Annotated in this window: 16 protein-coding genes and 1 pseudogene; 15 read left to right on the top strand and 2 right to left on the bottom strand. The window is 44.2% G+C overall.

Features of this window, described 5'->3' with window-relative positions:
* Nucleotides 1-49: 49 nt before the first annotated feature.
* Together DDV21_RS10825 and DDV21_RS10820 are read left to right on the top strand one after the other, a co-directional pair.
* Nucleotides 50-475, top strand: a complete 426-nt coding sequence (locus DDV21_RS10825) for a MarR family winged helix-turn-helix transcriptional regulator (protein WP_116878831.1) — start codon at nt 50-52, stop codon at nt 473-475.
* Between the two features lie 136 nt (nt 476-611).
* Nucleotides 612-1160, top strand: coding sequence for an NADPH-dependent FMN reductase (locus DDV21_RS10820; protein ID WP_116878838.1), 549 nt, complete (start codon nt 612-614; stop codon nt 1158-1160).
* Between the two features lie 105 nt (nt 1161-1265).
* Here DDV21_RS10820 and DDV21_RS10815 read toward each other — a convergent pair whose 3' ends face one another.
* Together DDV21_RS10815 and def are read right to left on the bottom strand one after the other, a co-directional pair.
* On the bottom strand, nt 1266-3887 hold the full coding sequence (locus tag DDV21_RS10815; RefSeq protein WP_241964719.1) for an LTA synthase family protein: 2622 nt from the start codon (nt 3885-3887) through the stop codon (nt 1266-1268).
* Between the two features lie 27 nt (nt 3888-3914).
* Nucleotides 3915-4529 (bottom strand): peptide deformylase, encoded by a 615-nt coding sequence (gene def, locus DDV21_RS10810; protein WP_116878829.1) that lies wholly within the window; start codon nt 4527-4529, stop codon nt 3915-3917.
* A gap of 373 nt (nt 4530-4902) precedes the next feature.
* Here def and rpsO point away from each other — a divergent pair, with 373 nt between their 5' ends.
* From rpsO to DDV21_RS10745, 13 genes and pseudogenes are all read left to right on the top strand, one after another.
* Nucleotides 4903-5172: a 30S ribosomal protein S15 gene (gene rpsO, locus DDV21_RS10805; protein WP_067064034.1), complete on the top strand. Its 270-nt coding sequence runs from the start codon at nt 4903-4905 to the stop codon at nt 5170-5172.
* A 690-nt stretch (nt 5173-5862) separates the two neighbouring features.
* Nucleotides 5863-8544: a bifunctional acetaldehyde-CoA/alcohol dehydrogenase gene (gene adhE / locus DDV21_RS10800; RefSeq protein ID WP_116878828.1), complete on the top strand. Its 2682-nt coding sequence runs from the start codon at nt 5863-5865 to the stop codon at nt 8542-8544.
* Nucleotides 8545-8935: 391 nt separating this feature from the next.
* The gene (gene pnp / locus DDV21_RS10795; protein ID WP_116878827.1) at nt 8936-11110 is read left to right on the top strand and encodes a polyribonucleotide nucleotidyltransferase; all 2175 of its coding nucleotides are present in this window, start codon (nt 8936-8938) and stop codon (nt 11108-11110) included.
* Nucleotides 11103-11852 carry an SseB family protein gene (locus DDV21_RS10790; RefSeq protein WP_116878826.1) on the top strand — a complete coding sequence of 250 codons (750 nt, stop codon included), beginning with the start codon at nt 11103-11105 and terminating at the stop codon, nt 11850-11852. The genes pnp and DDV21_RS10790 overlap by 8 nt, the downstream gene beginning before the upstream one ends.
* A 635-nt stretch (nt 11853-12487) precedes the next feature.
* The gene (cysE, locus tag DDV21_RS10785) at nt 12488-13111 is read left to right on the top strand and encodes a serine O-acetyltransferase (RefSeq protein WP_116879137.1); all 624 of its coding nucleotides are present in this window, start codon (nt 12488-12490) and stop codon (nt 13109-13111) included.
* A gap of 24 nt (nt 13112-13135) precedes the next feature.
* Complete coding sequence (locus tag DDV21_RS10780) at nt 13136-13915, top strand: nucleoside phosphorylase (RefSeq protein WP_116879138.1); 780 nt, start codon at nt 13136-13138, stop codon at nt 13913-13915.
* Nucleotides 13893-14063, top strand: a complete 171-nt coding sequence (locus DDV21_RS11820) for a hypothetical protein (RefSeq protein WP_162886319.1) — start codon at nt 13893-13895, stop codon at nt 14061-14063. The genes DDV21_RS10780 and DDV21_RS11820 overlap by 23 nt, the downstream gene beginning before the upstream one ends.
* Before the next feature lie 138 nt (nt 14064-14201).
* A complete protein-coding gene (gene cysS, locus DDV21_RS10775; RefSeq protein WP_116879140.1) occupies nt 14202-15545 on the top strand; it encodes a cysteine--tRNA ligase in 1344 nt (447 codons plus the stop codon).
* A complete protein-coding gene (locus DDV21_RS10770; RefSeq protein ID WP_116879139.1) occupies nt 15538-15939 on the top strand; it encodes a Mini-ribonuclease 3 in 402 nt (133 codons plus the stop codon). The genes cysS and DDV21_RS10770 overlap by 8 nt, the downstream gene beginning before the upstream one ends.
* Before the next feature lie 432 nt (nt 15940-16371).
* A complete protein-coding gene (rlmB, locus tag DDV21_RS10760; protein WP_116878912.1) occupies nt 16372-17121 on the top strand; it encodes a 23S rRNA (guanosine(2251)-2'-O)-methyltransferase RlmB in 750 nt (249 codons plus the stop codon).
* Nucleotides 17122-17227: 106 nt separating this feature from the next.
* Nucleotides 17228-18088 (top strand): annotated as a pseudogene (locus DDV21_RS10755) (DegV family protein).
* A gap of 171 nt (nt 18089-18259) precedes the next feature.
* Entirely contained in the window at nt 18260-18445 is a 186-nt protein-coding gene (locus DDV21_RS10750) for a DUF6440 family protein (protein WP_116878911.1), read from the top strand.
* Between the two features lie 249 nt (nt 18446-18694).
* On the top strand, nt 18695-19138 hold the full coding sequence (locus tag DDV21_RS10745; RefSeq protein ID WP_116878914.1) for an Hsp20/alpha crystallin family protein: 444 nt from the start codon (nt 18695-18697) through the stop codon (nt 19136-19138).
* Nucleotides 19139-19482: the final 344 nt, after the last annotated feature.

Genomic DNA, 19482 nt, shown 5'->3' with positions numbered 1-19482 from the left:
ATACCTAATTAGTGTTAGGATAGAAGAAAATCACTATGAGGGGGAGAGAATGGCAGAATTTAAAAATGCAGCAGTTAAGTTAATGGTTGTCATGCGTAAAGCTTTTCGGACAATTGATACCAAGGTTTCAGAATCATATAAAGAGGATAATCTGACAGCCGCTCAGTTCGCCGTCCTTGATGTCCTTTACGCCAAGGGACAGATGAAAATCGGAGAGTTAATCGACAATGTGCTGGCCACATCAGGCAATATGACAGTTGTTATCAAAAATATGGAAAAGAAGGGCTGGGTCAGCCGCCGGACAAGTCCTGATGACAGGCGCGCCTATCTGGTAGATCTGACAGATAAAGGAAGACAGGTCATTGAACATGCTCTTCCGGCCCATATTCAAAAAATAGAAGACGTTTTTTCTCTGCTTTCAGAAAGAGAGCAAGAAGAGCTGACTGCTTTGCTGAAAAGGTTTAAAGACTTATAAGCATTATGATTGACTTTAGCAGCAAGCTGTTTTATAATTTACTACATAGTAATAAATGTAGCTATATAGCAGTAAACAGATAGGAGTGCACATGTCTTTTATTAGCTCACTAAAACAGTTTTTTAAAGGAGAAGAAATGAAATCTATTTTATTTGTTGTCGGTTCCCTCCGTGAAGGTTCTTTTAATTTGCAAATGGCTCAAGCAGCGAAAAAAATCCTCGCCGGAAAAGCACAGGTCTCATATTTAGATTACAGTCAAGTGCCTATTTTTAATCAGGATCTTGAAACTCCGGTACTGCCTGCAGTAGCAGAAGTCCGCAAGGCTATTCAGGAAGCAGATGCTGTCTGGATTTTCTCGCCGGTTTATAATTTTTCAATTCCAGGACCAGTGAAAAATTTGTTAGACTGGGCATCGCGTGCAGTTGATCTTGCAGATCCATCAGGCCCTTCCGCTATTGACAGTAAAGTCACTACAGTTTCTCTTCTGGCTAACGGCGGTCATGAACAGGCTGCAGATATTTACCGCGCTCTGCTTCCGTTTATTCGGACCAATTTTGTAGATCAGGTAACAGCTTCCCGCATTAATGATGAAGCTTGGGCAACAGGAGAACTGACCTTAAGCGATGATATTTTGGAAGAATTAGGCAAACAGGCAGAAGCAGTTCTGTCTGCCCTGAAGGGCTGATTTTGCAGCAGCCCAGCCTGTACAACATGAACCTAGGCTTTTTAACCGAGCTTCACAGAGTTCTAGTTCTAATAAAAAAACTCACATCAGGTGAGTTTTTTTTATTTATTCATAATAGTTTGTCAAGCTCAAGGCGCTTTTATCCACCACATTATTGTAGCCAATCAGGCGGTACTGACTGAGCAGCTGATTATCAGCAGGTGCTTCAGCAGAGTAAGCGTAATCGGCATTATAGTAGCCCCAAGTGGTCATAATCGGGATTTGCTGCTGCAGTTCGGAGAGGAACTGGTAATAAGAGGAGACCGGCAGCGGATAATCCGTCTTTGTCAGAGTACTGAGGAGATAAGGCACAAGGTAATTAGGACTGAGCTTGATGTCATCGTCCTGAGGCAAATCAAAGTTAGCCCACATGATAAAAGGGGTTTGGTATTTAGCGCTGGGGTCATTGGCATCCAAAGCCGGCTCAAAATAACTGTTGGAGAGCTCGGGCTGATGGTCACCGTACATGATAACAACAGTGGGTTCATCCGAAGCGTTAAGAGAGTTGATGAAATCTTTGAACGCCTGATCAGAAGCCCTCACACTGGATAGAAAATCGGTGGCGCTGCTGTCATCGGGGCTGTTGGTAATAGAGACAGTCCTTGGATTTTCTTCTTCTGAAAGACCGTAGCTCTCATGCCCCTGCATTGTCACGATAAAATTAAAGAGGGGGTCATCTGTGTCTTCAATCAGCTTTTGGCTGGCTTGATAAAGGGATTCGTCGCTGACATAACCCCGCAGATTCTCAACGTCAACAAGATCGGAGATTGCAGGCTTAGAATTATTAAAATAGGACTCATCAAAACCTAAATAATCATAGACCAGATTGCGCCGGTAGAAATTTTCGAGATAGGGATGAACGGCCACGCTTTGGTAGCCGTAACTGTTTAAAGCACTGGTTATGTTATTTTTGGGAGAAGTAATCAGCTGCTGATAAGGGAAAGCATTTGGCGGCAAAATCGCTAAACTGTTGCTGGTCAGCACCTCGTACTCAGTATTAGCAGTACCGCCGCCCAATACAGAGGCATAAAAAGCCCCCTTAATTGTATTATCGGTCATGGAATGGATAAATTCCAGCGGATCGGGACTAAAGTTCAGAGAGGTCAGCTGACCGTAGTCAGTCAGCGATTCATTTTGGATAATGATAATATTAGGTTTCTGCTTGGCAGAATTGTCTTTTCTGGGATAGTGATCCAAAATATCTGTTACGGCCTCGCTACTGTATCCCTCTGGTTCAGTAATCTGTGAAACCTCATAAAATCTTGTAAATGAAAGGGCAAAACCATGTTCATAGTAGGTTTTCTGCATGGAAAAGAAAAGCAAATCCATATCCACACTGTTAGCGATATGATAAACTAGAGGTCTTAGGGCAAAGAGTGCGGTCAGGATACCAACAGCCGAGATTATCAGCTTCTGGTAAAGTGTTTTTCTTAGAAAAGCTAAGCGGTTCGGCAGTTTTTGCCAAAACGGAAGCGGTTCAGGCCAGGCAAATAATGTTCTGGAAGGCGGCAGGAAAGCCAGTGCAATCAGGTAAAAGGCGGTTAAAAAGATTAACTCCGGAATAATTAATTCAACAGTGATTTTGGTGTTCTGCGCAACATTCAGACCATCGCGAATTTGCAGGAAATGATAGGCCAGAAGCGGTGTGGACCGGATAGCAATCAGCGCTTTATTGACAATGCCCATAATCAGTCCGCCCGCAGCAGCCAGCATACTTGCCATACGCAGGGAAGTCGTCAGCATAGCCAACGTCAGCCAGATGACAGTAATGATAGCCAGATTAGCCGGAATATCCGCAGCTTTTAGATAGGAATCATAAGCGGAAGGCATTTCCAGCAGATAAAAAGTTAAAAAGGGAGCGGGCACAATCAGGAGCAAGTAAAGGAGCTGTCCCCAATAGCGCCAGCGTGTTTTTACAAAGTAGAACAGAACCTGACCCAATATTAAAGCAAAAAAAGTGAATAACGTCAGCACCAGCATAGCTTTATTGAAGCTGTATAGGGTGTTGGAAAAAACGAAGCTTTGCGGCAGGGTATAGTTCAAGCCCGCCGCTAAGGCATAATAGGAAGCAGCCAGCAAGATAAAAGCCAGCAGGAACCGCCGGAAGGGCAGCCGTTTATAGAGTTCCAGCTGCACAAAAAGCGGCAGCGCTGCTGCTAAAATGGCCATCTGCAGCCACCAGACAGCATTGGTGCTGCTTAGACCGTAATGCTGAGGAAAATCAATAGTCAGCAGTTCGTAGCTCTCTTCTTCCTGATATGTGTTGAGCTGCATATAAAGCACATCATCCAGATAGATCTGCAGATAGCCGCCAAGATAGTAGCGGCTGTATTCAAAGGAAATATTTCTGACCGGTCCATCATGCTGGATTTCCATAGTCGGATTTTCCAAGTCATCTGTGGCTTCGGTGATGTTAATAGGAATAGGAACAGCAGCGCTGTAGACTCCCCAGTCATTGCGCACAATCTCATCATCATTCAGGGGTTGTCCTTCAAGAGCAATCTGTCTGGTATTTTCACGGTAACCGGCCGCTAATGGATCTTTTTGCTTGGCTGCGACAATTTTGATATTCCCGTTATTATTTGCAACTTTCAGTTCATTGCGCAGCAAAAAAACATAGGAAAAAAAAGCTAAGGCGCAGACCAGACTGATTAGAAGTTTCTGCCGCTTTTCTACCCAATTGATCATTCTTTTCACAATGTTCTCCTTGATGTTTTATTCAATAATCAGCATGCCTTCTTTAACGGCGAAGGGTTCGGCTTCATTGATACGGTCGAAGAACATAATACCGTTTGTGTGGTCAATTTCATGCTGAACCACAATGGCATGGTAGCCTTTCAGCTTCATCCGCTTTTTGCTGCCTTGTTTATCAAAGTACTCAACGGTTACACGGGCATGCCGGACAACATAGCCGGGAACTTCCCGGTCAACAGACAGACAGCCTTCACCGTCAGCTAGGGCAGCTTCCTGAACAGAGTGGGCGATAATTCGCGGATTGTACATTATTTCCTGCAGGCTGTAGCTTTCTTCCGGCGGATTGCCTTCTTCATCCTCCGGATTAGGAACCAAAACAGCGATGATCCGTTTGGAAATGTCCAATTGGGGGGCTGCCAGACCTACGCCACCGCGCAGCCCCATTTTTTCAGCCATCACAGGGTCCTGTGAGTGTTTCAAAAACTGCAGCATCTTTTCTCCCAGAATGACGTCCTCATCCTTAAGAGGAAGAGAGACATCTTTGGCCCGCGCCCGCAGCGTCGGATGCCCTTCGCGGATAATATCGTCCATATTAATATTATGGCTCGGCCGTATTAATTTGTCCTGTACTGACATAGTATCTCCTTTATTAATTCAACATTAAATTAATTTTGAATTCAAACAAATCTACTATATCACAAAATGCCCCGTAAATAAAGAAGTGAGCCTTCTTTATGAAATGCTCGGCAGCTGTCTCTGTCATGTATAATCAGGGGCTGCAATAGAGACAATCCAAACTCTATTGCAGCAGCCATTCTATCGGTAACCAGCAGTTCAGCCCCATTTATCAGAATTATCTGGCTTACGATTCTTTTTGCCCGGTAATGATTGACGGGCTTTTTTGAATTTGTTACAATAGGAGCAGTCGCAAAGACAAACTAACTTTTTCTTGGTTCCGGGAGCTGCCAAAACCCAGAACTCGGATGAAGCAATAAAAGGAGAAATGATTATGGCAATCTCAAAAGAGAAAAAAAATGAAATTATTGCACAGTATGCGCGCCATGAGGGCGATACCGGCAGCGTAGAAGTTCAAGTAGCTGTTTTGACTTGGGAAATTAACCATTTGAACGAACACATCAAACAGCATAAAAAAGACCATGCAACATACCGGGGCTTGATGAAGAAAATCGGTCACCGCCGCAATTTGCTGGCTTATCTGCGCCGCACAGATGTTAACCGCTACCGTGAACTGATTCAGTCATTGGGACTGCGCCGTTAAGCAAACTCATCATTTTAAAAAACCAAAGCCAAAACAGACGATTCTTGGCTTTGTTTTTTTTATGTAGAAACAAAAACCGCTAAGAAATCCATATGAAAAGGCGGTAAGTCCGAAATCTCCGATTTCGTAGACGCACCCCTGCCAGGATGATTAGAAGGGTGCGGTCGGTTGCTAAGACGACAAAGCCTTCAATCAGCTACGGCTGGCGGTAAGTCCGAAATCTCCGATTTCGCAGACGCACCCCTGCCAGGATGATTAGAAGGATGCGGTCGGCTGTTAAGGCGACAAAGCTTTCAGATGCCCACGGCTAGTTAACTTTAAATCAATTCTAAACTTAGCTATATCTTTTTTGCAAAGAGTTTTAGGCTGTGTTCAGTTCTGACAAGATAAAAGGCCATAGTGGAAACTGCTGAGACAGGTTTCGGCTGAAATGCTGCAAACACAAAGATAATAGGGACCTTCCATCAGCTTCCTTCCCAGCTGTACAGTGGCTGCCGTTTTTATCAAAAAGCTTTGGGACGCCTGTAAATCAGCCCTTCGATACTGGGAGAGAAAATAAATGAAAAAAATCACAAAAAATACTTGATTTCACCTGCGGAAAATTATATAATAGCAAGTGAAAAAAATCACAAAATACTTTTCTTAAGCTAAAGGAAAGTATCCGGCGCTATTTTTGTAAAGGAGTTTTTAATGGTTAAAGAAGCAAAAACAAATGTCGAAAAGACAGAGCTTACCGCGGAAGAAGCTGCGGCACAGTACACAAATACCTTAGTTGAAAAAGCTTTGGTGGCCGAGGAAGCTTATGCGACCTATACACAGGAGCAGGTTGATAAAATCGTAGCGGCTATGGCTTTAGCCGGATCTGAAGCTTCCCTGCAGCTGGCAAAAGAAGCGCACGAAGAAACAGGGCGCGGTGTTGTTGAAGACAAGGATACGAAAAACCACTTTGCGACAGAGAATGTTTATGAAAGAATTAAAAATGAAAAAACGGTAGGCATTATCGGTGAAGATAAGGTGTCAGGCAGTATCAAAATCGCGGCTCCTCTCGGTGTGTTAGCAGGTATTGTTCCAACGACTAATCCGACATCGACAACCATGTTTAAGATCTTGGTAGCTTTAAAGACCAGAAACGCTATTGTCTTTGCCTTCCACCCGGCAGCACAGAACTGTTCAGCTCATGCGGCTCAAATCCTGTATGACGCAGCACTTAAAGCTGGGGCACCTAAAGATATTATCCAATGGATTGATACCCCTTCAATTGCCAATACCAGTGCCTTGATTTCCAACAAAAAGATCGCTTCGATTTTGGCAACCGGCGGGCCGGGCATGGTTAACGCAGCTCTTAAATCAGGGAACCCGTCTATGGGTGTCGGAGCCGGCAACGGTGCCGTCTTCGTTGATGCGACAGCTCACCTTGACCGTGCGGTCGAAGATCTTCTTCTGTCAAAACGTTTCGATAACGGTATGATTTGTGCAACTGAAAACTCAGCAGTTGTCGAAGCGCCAATCTATCAAGAATGGCTGGAAAAAATGCAGGAAAAGGGAGCTTACTTAGTTCCTAAAAAAGACTACAAGAAACTTGAAGATTTCGTGTTCAATGATGGTCACGGCGTTAACGGACCGGTTGCAGGTATGTCAGCACAGTGGATCTGTGAACAGGCTGGTGTAAAACTGCCTGAAGGCAAAGATGTTCTCTTGTTTGAACTGGACAAGAAAAACATTGGAGAAAAGCTCTCATCTGAAAAACTCTCCCCGCTCTTGTCTGTTTACAAGGCTAAGGACCGTCAGGATGGTATTGAAATTGTAGCTGCTCTCTTGGACTACCAAGGGGCAGGCCACAACTGCGCTATCCAAATCGGCTCACAAGCCGACCCATTTGTCACCGAATTTGGCGATGCTTTGAATTCATCCCGTGTCTTGGTTAACCAACCGGATTCAGTCGGCGGTATCGGCGATGTTTATACGGATGCATTGGAAGCCAGCTTAACTCTTGGAACAGGATCATGGGGGAAAAATTCATTGTCTCACAATTTATCAACCAGCGACCTTCTGAATGTGAAAACTGTTGCCAAACGCCGCAACCGTCCGCAATGGGTTCGTCTGCCGGAAAAAACATACTACGAAAAGAACGCTATTTCCTACTTGCAGGATGCCTATGAACCAATGGAACGCGCACTGATTGTAGCTGACCCGGGTATGGTTCAGTTTGGTTTCGTTGATACTGTTTATGCACAGCTGGCCCTGCGTGATGAGAAAGTTGTGACATCGCTCTATGGAACGATCAAACCGGATCCGACACTGGGACAAACTATCGAAATTGCTAAACAGATGCGTGATTTCAAACCGGATACAGTTATTGCTATCGGGGGCGGTTCGGCAATTGATGCATCTAAGATTGCCCGTCTGATCTATGAAGTATCGCTCGACAAAGAGGATGGCTGGCTTGACAGCTATGACAATGTCAGCGAATTCTTCCTTGAACTGCAGCAAAAATTCATCGATATCCGCAAGCGTATCGTTAAATTTAAACATCAGACTGTAACCCGTCTCTTCTGTATCCCGACAACTTCCGGTACAGGTGCGGAAGTAACACCGTTTGCCGTTATTACAGATGACTTTACCCATGTGAAGTACCCATTGGCAGACTATGAATTGGTTCCGCAAGTGGCTATCGTTGATCCGGAATTTGTCATGACTGTGCCAAAACGGACGGCTGCTTGGTCAGGTCTCGATGCTCTGTCGCATGCGCTTGAATCATATGTTTCTGTGATGGCTTCTGATTTCACCCGTCCTTGGTCACTTGAAGCGATTAAGCTGATTATTGAAAACTTAGAAGATGCTTACAACTATGACCCTCAGAATCCAACTCTGCGCGGCGAGCAGGCCAAAGAAAACATGCATTACGCCTCAACAATTGCCGGTATGGCATTCGGCAATGCTTTCTTAGGAATCAACCACTCCTTGGCTCACAAAACCGGCGGTGAGTTTGGACTGCCGCACGGTCTTGCTATTTCTATTGCTATGCAGCATGTTATCCGCTATAATGGGGTGTCCGGCAATGTGAAACGCTCCGTTTATCCGCGTTATGAAGAATACCGTGCACAGCGGGATTATGCCGATATTGCCCGTTATCTCGGCCTGAAAGGCAAAGATGATGCTGAATTGGTTGAAGCGCTCTGCCAGCGTATTGATAAGCTGATGCACGCTGTCGGTGTTGAGCCGAAACTGTCTGCCAACGGTGTTACAAAAGAAGCCTTTGATGCAGCTGTTGACCGTCTGGCAAGTCTGGCGTATGACGACCAATGTACTCCAGCAAACCCACGTCAGCCTTACATTGCAGAGCTGAAACAATTACTGATTGACCAGTTCTAAGAGCTGATTGACTGAACCTCCCTTCAGGGGAGGTTTTTCTTTATTAGGGAAGAGAAAATCATCTGCTGCTCTTTTTAAAGACAGCAGTCTTTTTTTAAAAGGAGACAGTTTTCCGGATTTTTTATTTTGCTTAAATTATGGTATGATAATAACAATACGTGGTTTTATGCAAAAACAAGTTTGTAATTCTTTACAGATTGGTTTTTGTAGAAAACGGCGTATGGTAAATCATTAAGAACAAAAAGAAAGTTATAACTGGGAGTTAGTTGACAATTTTTCAGCCTCAGTCGTTAAAAACCGTGGGGGTTGAAAGCTGCAGAAAAACAGCTGTCAGCCTCTTGTTTTTGAGCGTTTCTTTTTGCTCTTGTATTATGAACAAAAGGAGTCATAAATGACAAAACAGGTTTTTCAAACAACTTTTGCGGGGAAACCGCTGATCGTTGAAGTTGGTCAGCTGGCTAAACAGGCTAACGGCGCTGCCTTGATTCGTTATGGGGAAAGCACCGTGCTGACCGCTGCTGCAATGTCTAAAAAAATGTCTACAGGGGACTTCTTTCCCTTACAGGTTAATTACGAGGAAAAGATGTATGCTGCCGGGAAATTTCCGGGAGGATTTAATAAACGGGAAGGCCGTCCGTCGACAGATGCAACTTTGACCGCCCGGCTGATTGACCGTCCGATTCGGCCGCTGTTTGCAGAAGGCTTCCGCAATGAAGTTCAGGTCATTAACACTGTCCTGTCCTACGATGCCGATGCCAGTGCCCCGATGGCTGCGATGTTTGGTTCTTCGCTGGCTCTGTCTGTCTCTGATATTCCGTTTAATGGTCCAATCGCAGGTGTTCAGGTCGCCTATATTAATGGTGAATATATCATTAATCCAACGGCACAGCAAAAAGAGGATTCGCTTTTGGAACTGACTGTAGCAGGAACCAAAGAAGCTATTAATATGGTGGAATCCGGGGCTAAGGAATTATCTGAAGAGATCATGCTGACAGCTTTGCTTAAAGGGCACGAAGCGATCAAAGAGCTGATTGCTTTTCAGGAAAGCATCATAGCTCAAGTCGGGAAAGCTAAAGCTGAAGTGGAACTCTTGCAGGTTGACAGTCAGCTTCAGGAAGAGATTACTGCCGTTTATCAATCGGAACTGCAGAAGGCTGTTCAGACTGAAGAGAAGCTGGCTCGTGAAGCAGCTACAGAGAAGGTTAAAGAAGATGTCAGGGCTGTCTATGAAGAAAAATTTGCTGATGCCGAAGATCTCGATGTGATCATGCGTGATGTCTCTGAAATACTTGAGCAGATGGAGCACGCTGAGGTGCGCCGCCTGATTACTGAAGACAAGATTCGTCCGGATGGCCGTAAAATTGATGAAATCCGACCGCTGGAAGCAGAAGTAGATTTTCTGCCTCAGGTCCATGGTTCGGGGCTCTTTACGCGCGGGCAAACTCAAGCTCTGTCAGTTTTAACCTTGGCTCCCATGGGAGAAACCCAAATTGTTGACGGCTTAGAACCGGAATACAAGAAGCGTTTTATCCATCACTATAATTTTCCGCAGTATTCTGTTGGTGAAACTGGCCGCTATGGCGCCCCTGGCCGGCGGGAAATCGGGCACGGGGCACTCGGTGAACGCGCTCTGGCTCAGGTGCTGCCAAGCTTGGAGGAATTCCCATATGCTATTCGCTTGGTGGCGGAAGTATTAGAGTCAAACGGCTCTTCTTCGCAGGCATCTATCTGTGCAGGCACTCTGGCCTTAATGGCCGGCGGTGTTCCAATCAAAGCGCCTGTTGCCGGTATTGCTATGGGATTGATTTCAGATGGCAAACAGTATACAATATTGACAGATATTCAAGGGTTAGAAGACCATTTTGGCGACATGGACTTTAAAGTAGCCGGAACACGGCAAGGCATCACGGCTTTGCAAATGGATATTAAGATTGCCGGTATTACTCCGCAGATTTTAAAGGAAGCCTTAGCACAAGCCAAGAAAGCCCGTTTTGAAATCTTAGATTTAATTGAAGAGACAATCGCTGAACCGCGTCCAGAATTGGCTCCTACAGCTCCTAAAATTGATACTGTTAAAATTGATGTTGATAAAATCAAGATTGTTATCGGCAGAGGCGGGGAAACTATCGATAAAATTATCGAGGAAACTGGTGTTAAGATTGATATTGACGAGGAAGGCAATGTAGCCATATTCTCCAGCGACCAGTCAGCGATTGATCGGGCTAAGGAGATTATTGCCAACTTGGTTCGCGAGGCCAAGGTAGATGAAATTTATCACGGCAAGGTTGTTCGGATTGAAAAGTTTGGGGCCTTTGTCAACCTTTTCGACAAAACGGATGCTTTGGTACATATTTCCGAATTGGCTTGGAAACGGGTCAATAAAGTGGAAGATATTTTGAACCTTGGCGATGAAGTGGATGTTAAGGTCATTAAGATTGATGACAAGGGCCGGGTAGACGCTTCCATGAAAGCTCTGCTGCCGCGTCCGCCAAGATCAGAAAAGAGTCACCGAGAGCATTCGAATCACAAGCATAATCATAATAAGAAAGAAAATAATCATGGCTAACATAGAAGAAGTTGATTACAGTCTGAGAAAGTTTATCGAAGATCCAGAGCATTTTCTGTATAGTATTGCCTTAGTTAATGCCCTTCACAGCTACCCTGTTTTGGCCAGTGACCAGCCTTATATTCTTGAAGTCAGCGGCCAGCAGGTGACACCTGTTTTTACTGATTTTACTGACTTGGACCGGTTTAAAAAAGAGGAAGTCAGTGCCAGAAATCAGCATTGGACCAAGCGGTCGGCCTTAACCGTTTTAGAGGAGGCTATTGCCAAAAGATCATCCGGCTTGGTTTTTAATCTGAAAAAGACGGGAGATTTTGGGAATTCAACTATCTTTACAAGTAAAGACATGATCCAGTTTTTGAATGCCTATACATCCATTTTGGATGATTTGCTTAATGAAAATAATATACAGGCTGACACTATGGATAAGTATTACTTGGTTCCGGTTTATATTCATCCTCAAGGGGAGAGCCGCTTTGAGCGTCTGTTTCCGATCATGACAGCACCGGAAGGGGAGCGCTATGTTCCTATCTTTTCCAACTTAGCCAGTTTTGCTAAATGGTACAATGAAGCAGAATTCGGCGGTGCGTTTCGGCAGGCACAAGGTTCAATTCTGACTTGGAAAATCGAGGATATTTATAAACCGAGAAACGGAGAAAATGATTTAGAAGAGACATTTGGCTTGGCCGTTAATCCTTTTGATGAAGAGCAAATTTTAATCAATTGGTCAGACATTGATGTTTAAGGTGGGGATGAAAGCTGCGGCAAAAAGGTTTTCTCCTTCTGGAGCTGATTTAGCATCAGTCGCCGGCAGCTTTCTGGTCATCTTGGTAAGGGTGCGTCTGCGAAATCAAAGATTTCTGGCTTACCGTCTTTTCATACGAATTTTTACACGGCCTTTGTATCTTGTTTAATTGAACACGGCCTAAAATCCTAGTGAAAAAGATGGCTGTCTTCGTGATGCTTAGGCATCACTTGCCATCCCCTATTTTCATACGGATTTTTACACGGCCTTTGTATCTTGTGAATTGAACACGGCCTAAAATCCTAGTGAAAAAGATGGCTATCATCGTGATGCTTAGGCATCACTTGCCATCCCCTATTTTCATACGGATTTTTACACGGCCTTTGTATCTTGTTTAATTGAACACGGCCTAAAATCCTAGTGAAAAAGATGGCTGTCTTCGTGATGCTTAGGCATCACTTGCCATCCCCTATTTTCATACGGATTTTTACACGGCCTTTGTATCTTGTGAATTGAACACGGCCTAAAATCCTAGTGAAAAAGATGGCTGTCATCGTGATGCTTAGGCATCACTTGCCATCCCCTATTTTCATGCGGATTTCTTAACGGCCTTTGTATCTTGGGGAAGGAGTACTATGGGTTGGTGGAAAGAAAGTATTGATATTGTAAAAGAAAATGATCCGGCTGCCCGCACATCGCTTGAAGTTTTATTAACCTATCCGGGTATCAAAGCTTTGGCTGCACACCGGCTTTCTCACTTTTTATGGAAACATGGTTTTCGTCTATTAGCTCGGATGCACAGCCAGTTTTGGCGCTTTTGGACTCAGATTGAAATTCATCCCGGCGCTCAAATTGCCGAAGGTGTCTTCATCGACCACGGTTCAGGTCTGGTCATTGGAGAGACTGCCATTGTTGAAAAAGGGGCAATGCTCTACCATGGTGTGACTTTAGGCGGTACGGGAAAAGATGTTGGCAAACGCCATCCTACCGTTCGCCAAGGGGCACTGGTATCAGCGCATTCACAGGTTATTGGACCTATTGAAATCGGTGAGAATGCCAAGGTCGGCGCTGCAGCGGTTGTTGTTTCAGATGTACCGCCGGATGTGACTGTTGTTGGTGTTCCAGCTAAAGTTGTGCGTGTTCACGGGAAGAAGGATGAGGCAGCGATCAGTCAGTTGGAAGAAGAGCGGGAATCTAAATATTATACTTCGAAGCTGGAAGAAGCTCGTTATGAAAGTCTGCATTCGTCTAAGCTTTGACGTAAAAACTGTTGAGGAAAAGGCATGCTCTTAAATGAATTTGAAAATATTCCGGCCATTATTGAGCCAACAGATCGGGGGATTCGAGGCGGCGGAGAAATCTGTGATACGATTATCCTCCCATTTGCCGGAGAGACGGTCCAAGCAGCGGCAGCCTGTCCTGAAACACATATTGGCGGCTATTTGCAGAACCTCAATGGGAAGCATTTTTGGTATATTTATGAAAAAGATAAATTCAAAGCCGCAGTGAGTCTGGCCCCTGTTGGGGCTCCCGCATTGGTGGGGCATTTGGAAGAATTAAATGCCAAAGGCTTCCGCCGTTTTATCATCATGGGGACTTGCGGTTTTTTAGATGAAACCATAAAGAACCATGATTTTATCTTACCTGCTGCTGCTTTGCGTGATGAGGGAACCAGTTATCACTATGCTGCACCCAGTGATGAGATAGCTTATGATTCAGCTTTACTTTCAGCTATGTCAAAGATTTTTGACAGACACGGTATCGGCTATATCACTGCAAAAACTTGGACGACAGATGCTTTCTACCGTGAGACTCCAGCGAAGGCGCAGCGGCGTCTGGCAGCTGGTGCACAGGTGGTTGACATGGAAGCGGCGGCTGTTATGGCTTGGGCACAGTTTCGTAAAGTGCCAGTCTATCAGTTTTTCTATCCGGCTGATTATGTTAATTCTATCAGCCATAAGTGGGAAACAAGACGCAAGGACCTTGCTGCTTCAGAAGCACTGCTTGATTTGGCTTTAACGATTGCAAAAGAGGTTGAAGATGAAGCAATTTTGGAAACGTAACAAGTGGCTGGCAGTTTATTTGATAGGCAGTCTTGGCTATGTCAGCTCACAGATCCAGACAGGTCATTACAAGACCGTTTATCCGGTGCTTATTTTAATTCCCAGTCTGCTTTTATATCTTTATTGGGCAGATAAAAACAGGAAATAGTGAATGCTTGATTTAGGATTCAGCAGGACGTCTATAATTAATGTCCAAGGCTGTTCGAAACAGCTAATAACCCCTTATTGTTCAGAGAAAAATCCAGTAAAAAGAGATACTAAATGTTAAAGGGAGGTAGACATGCCTATGATTCGAATTTATGACACCATGACCCGCAGTTTGCGTGAATTTGTGCCCCTGCAGGAGAACACAGTCAACATGTATGTCTGCGGGCCAACTGTTTATAATTATATTCATATTGGCAATGCGCGCAGTGTTGTTGCTTTTGACACTATTCGCCGTTACTTTGAATACCGCGGTTACACTGTCAACTATATTTCCAATTTTACCGATGTTGATGATAAGATTATAAATGGCGCACGTGAAACTGGCATGGATACCAAAGCTTTTTCTGATAAGTTTATCGCTGCTTTTATGGAAGATGTGAAACAGCTTGGGGTGAAACCTGCGACAAAACATCCGCGTGTGATTGATTATATGGATGAGATTATCAGCTTTGTAGAGGTACTGATTGATAAAGGTTATGCTTATGAAAGTCATGGCGATGTTTATTTTCGTGTAGCTAAATCCCACAATTATGCTAAATTGGCTAATAAAACACTGGCAGAGCTTGAAGCTGGCGCCAGCGGCAGAGTAGATGGAGAAGGTGCTGATAAAGAAAATCCGCTTGATTTTGCTCTCTGGAAGGCTGCGAAACCGGAAGAAATTTCCTGGGAAAGCCCGTGGGGCGCCGGACGTCCCGGCTGGCATATCGAATGTTCTGTAATGGCGACAGCGATTCTGGGAGATACCATTGACATCCATGGCGGCGGCACCGATTTAGAATTTCCTCATCATACCAATGAAATTGCCCAGTCAGAAGCTAAAACAGGTAAAACATTTGCTAATTATTGGATGCACAATGGCTTTGTCAATGTTGACAATGAGAAAATGTCTAAATCTCTGGGCAACTTTGTAACCGTTCATGATATGCTAAAGACGGTTGATGGTCAGGTGCTGCGCTTTTTCTTGGCAACTCAGCACTACCGCAGGCCGGTTAATTTTACAGAAAAAGCTGTTCATGATGCTGCAGTCAATCTTAAATATCTCAAAAATACTTTTACACTGCCTGTCAGCGGAACGCCAGATGAAGCAGTTTTGGCAGACTTTATGACCGATTTTGAGGCTGCAATGGACGATGATTTCAATGCAGCGAACGGCATCACAGTTCTTTTTGATCTGGCCAAATGGATTAACTCTGGTAATTATAATCAGGCGGTCAAGGATGCCTTTGCCAAAATGCTGGCTGTCTTTGGGATTGTTTTTGAAGAAGACGTTTTAGATACAGATATCGCAAAAATGATTGAGGAACGGCAGGAAGCCCGCGCTAAACGTGACTTTGCGAAAGCAGATGCCATTCGTGACAAACTAGCAGCACGGGGCATCAAGCTGCTTGATACCAAGGACGGGGTGAGGTGGAGCCGTGAATGAGCGACTTGATGTTGAACTGATTAACGGTGTTGCTTTAGCCTTTGAAGGAGATGCAGTTTATTCGATGTATGTCCGCCGGCATTTGATTTTTCAAGGACTGACTAAACCTAATCAGCTTCACCGCAGGGCTACTTACTATGTTTCTGCAAAAGCGCAGGCTGAGCTAATCAAGCAAATGCTGGCAATTGATTTTTTAACTGAAAAAGAGGCGGCTGTCTACCGGCGCGGCCGCAATGCTAAAAGCTATACTAAAGCCAAGAATGCAGACATCGTTACCTACCGTATGTCTACAGGTTTTGAAGCAGTTATCGGCTATCTGCACATGACCGAGCAGCACAGTCGGCTGGAGGAAGTCATTACCTGGTGTCTGGCTGCAGTAGAAAATAATGGCTAGCCGCCTAGGGAGACGGTGGGACGTCGAACGTTATAGTCTAGGATTCTGTCTCGCCCCTAGTCATCCTGGCAGGGGTGCGTCTGCGAAATCAAAAATTTCGGACTTACCGCCTATTTTCTCTTTGCGTTCTTCACGGCCTTTGTATCTTGTTGGAATTGAACACGGCCTAAACGCTGTGAGAAAAAGACAGTCCTCCCTTGAGTCTTTAGTGACTCGGCGGTCAGACTTCTATTTTCTCTTTGCGTTCTTCACGGCTTTTGTATCTTGTTGGAATTGAACACGGCCTAAACGCTGTGAGAAAAAGACAGTCCTCCCTTGAGTCTTTAGTGACTCGGCGGTCAGACTCCTATTTTCTCTTTGCGTTCTTAACGGCCTTTGTATCTTTTGTTTATTTGCTCTATCCAAAAGCTGTTTTCGTGTTATAATGTTGTTATGAAAAATAGACATTCTGGAACACCTTCTAATATAGTTTATGGGGTGCATGCTGTAACAGAAAGCCTGCAGGTCAACAGCGGTCTCGAGCTGTATATTCAGGAAGATTTGCGGGGAAAAAATCTTAATCAAATCAAAGCACTGGCAGCTGCTAAACAGGTTACCGTTTCTTACCGGTCTAAAAAAGAGTTGTCCGATATGACTGCTGGAGCAGTGCATCAAGGTTTTGTCCTGCAGGTGCCTGAATTTTCCTATACAGATTTCAATAGTCTGCTGCAAAAAGCTCAGGCCGCAGAAAATCCTCTTCTGCTTATTTTAGATGGACTGACTGATCCGCATAATTTTGGGTCAATTCTGCGAACCGCTGATGCGACAAATGTTTGCGGGGTCATCATCCCCAAGCACCGGGCAGTTGGGGTAACGCCTGCTGTTTTTAAAACATCAACCGGTGCAGCTGAGCATGTCCCTATTGCCCGTGTGACTAACCTTAGTCAAACAATAGATAAGCTTAAAGAACAGGGATTTTGGATTTTTGGTACTGACATGACAGGCACACCTGTTTATGACTGGCGAACAGAAGGGAAACTGGCCCTCATTATTGGCAGCGAAGGCAAAGGGGTTTCGCCTCGGCTTAAAAAGCAGGTTGACGAAATGATTGCTATTCCAATGAATGGGCATGTGCAGAGTCTTAATGCAGGTGTTGCTGCTGGGATTCTTATGTACGAGGTCTTTAGACGCCGCTTGTCTTAATTTTATGTTTATGAAGCTCAATCGCTTTTGAGCTGGTTTTTGCTATAATATCTTACATCATTTGTCAGTCAAATGATATAAGAGAGGTGAGTTGAGAAGGAGTAATATGGGATTTAAAATCATAACGGATTCCACAGCCGATTTACCAGAGAGCTGGGCTTTGGAAAACGATGTTCAAATTTTGGGACTGACCGTTCAGCTGGATGGTGTGACCTATGAGACAGTTGGCCCTAACCGTTTGACCAGTGAGGTTTTGCTGAAAAAGATAGCAGATGGCAGTAAACCGACCACAAGCCAGGTGAATGCCGGTCAGTTTGAAAAGGTTTTTCGGCAGGCGGCTGAAGACGGAGAAGAAGTGCTCTATATAGCCTTTTCGTCTGTTTTATCAGGGACCTATTAGTCATCTCTGATCGCGCGTGATCTTGTATTAGAAGATTATCCAGAAGCTGTCATTGAAATTGTGGATACTCTGGCAGCAGCAGGAGGAGAAGGTTACTTGGTAATGCTGGCTGCTCAGGCCAGATCACAGGGGAAGTCACTGCAGGCTGTCAAAGAGCTGATTGTGGATACAGCTCCACGGCTGCGTACCTTTTTCCTCGTTGATAATCTCTACCATTTGATGCGCGGCGGACGGCTTTCCAAAGCATCAGCGGTGGTCGGCAGCCTCGCTAATATCAAACCGCTCTTGTGGCTGGATGCAAGCGGGAAACTCGTTCCTCTTGCAAAACTGCGAGGTCGTAAAAAAGGCATGAGGGAAATGGTGAAGCAAGCAGCTGTCAATCTCGCTCATGATACTGCTGTAGTTGCCTATGCCAATGATGCTGAAGCTGCTCAGAACCTGAAAGAGCAGCTTTTAGAGTATGAAGCTATAAAACAGGTTGTCATCCTTCCTCTCGGTCCTGTTATCTCAACCCATGTTGGACCTAATACGTTAGCCGTGTTTACAATTACTAAAAGTGCGAGATGAGTAAAAGCTCGGCTGACTGAACGTTCTGAGATCTATTAAAGACACACGGAAGTGAAGGGACCGGGTCTTTGGGCATATTCTGAGGCAGTGGATTCTGCATGATAAATGAGGTCAGGAATAACTGGGAAACCAGCAAAAACCGTTTTGTGTTTATATACAAGGAGAATAAGAATGAAAACTAAACGTTTTAAAAGAGTTTATAATGAAGGCGCCATGGCTGTTAGTGAAATCTTTGTGGATCAAGAAACTGGGGTCAACTATTTCTTTCACTCCAATGGCAACGCCGGCGGTTTAACCCCTTTGCTGGACAAAGAAGGAAAGGTCGTTGTAACAGAGATCGCTGATACTTCTTTCTAAATATGCAAAAACAAGCGGCAAAACGAATTTGCCAGCATTTACAGCTATTGTCCTGCTTTTAAATAGCCCCTGCAGATTGTGAGTTGAAATCACAGGAAAAGCCTGCTAAATGCTTGAAAATAGGTTTTTCCAGCGGTATAATTATCTTGTAAGGCAAGGGACTGTTTTTTAATTAGTCTTACTTGCTGCATGAAAAATGTTTCTCCGAAAAAAGGGGATACAACAATAAGGTGGAGGAGGTAAATGAAAATGCTGACACCTAAATTATTTTCAGATGGCTTATTAGATAACTGGTTTGATGATGTCTCAAAAGAATTCACCAATATTCGTCGCAGTCTCAGTAAAAACGTTGGACGTGAAATGTTGATGGATGTCAAGGACAAAAAGGACCATTATGATGTGGAAATTGATTTGCCGGGAGTTAAAAAAGAAAATATAACTATTGAACTCCAAAACGGCTATCTTAATATCACAGCTTCAAAAAGCCATGATCAAGAAGAAAAAGATGAGGAAGATAACATTATCCGCCAGGAACGCTATTATGGCACGATGTCCAGGAGTTTCTATGTAGGCGATGGCATAACGGCAGATGATGTTCGCGGGAAGTTTGAGGATGGCGTACTTACCTTGACTATTCCTAAAAAAGAGCCTATTGAAAAGCTAGATAATCCTAATCGTATTTCAATCGATTAAGCTTTTTAAAAAAAGAGAGGGAGATGGGACTCTCAGGTTGTAAGCTTTTCTTCGTCTTTAATTTTAATGTTCGGACTGCCGTAAGGCAGCCCGTTTTCTATCAGCTGATTAGGATAGCTCCTGTTACTTAGGCAGTAAAAGATCCGAATCCGCTGTGACAAGAATTTACTTATACAGTGTCGTTTAGCCATTGTTCGAAAAAACTAATGAGCCAAGAGAGACTGTCCTAGACTTGAGAATCGAGAAATAAAACAATTTTTAGCTCTTTTTTATAAAATACGCTTTGCTCAAAAACTCAGACACATACCTTTAAGAAAAAAACCTTGACTTTTGTCTTGGTTTTT

It is taken from the genome of Streptococcus chenjunshii (assembly GCF_003086355.1).
In the GTDB taxonomy this organism is placed as follows: domain Bacteria; phylum Bacillota; class Bacilli; order Lactobacillales; family Streptococcaceae; genus Streptococcus; species Streptococcus chenjunshii.
Note: the sequence above shows the minus strand (reverse complement) of the source record. Positions and strands in the feature narration are given on the sequence as shown.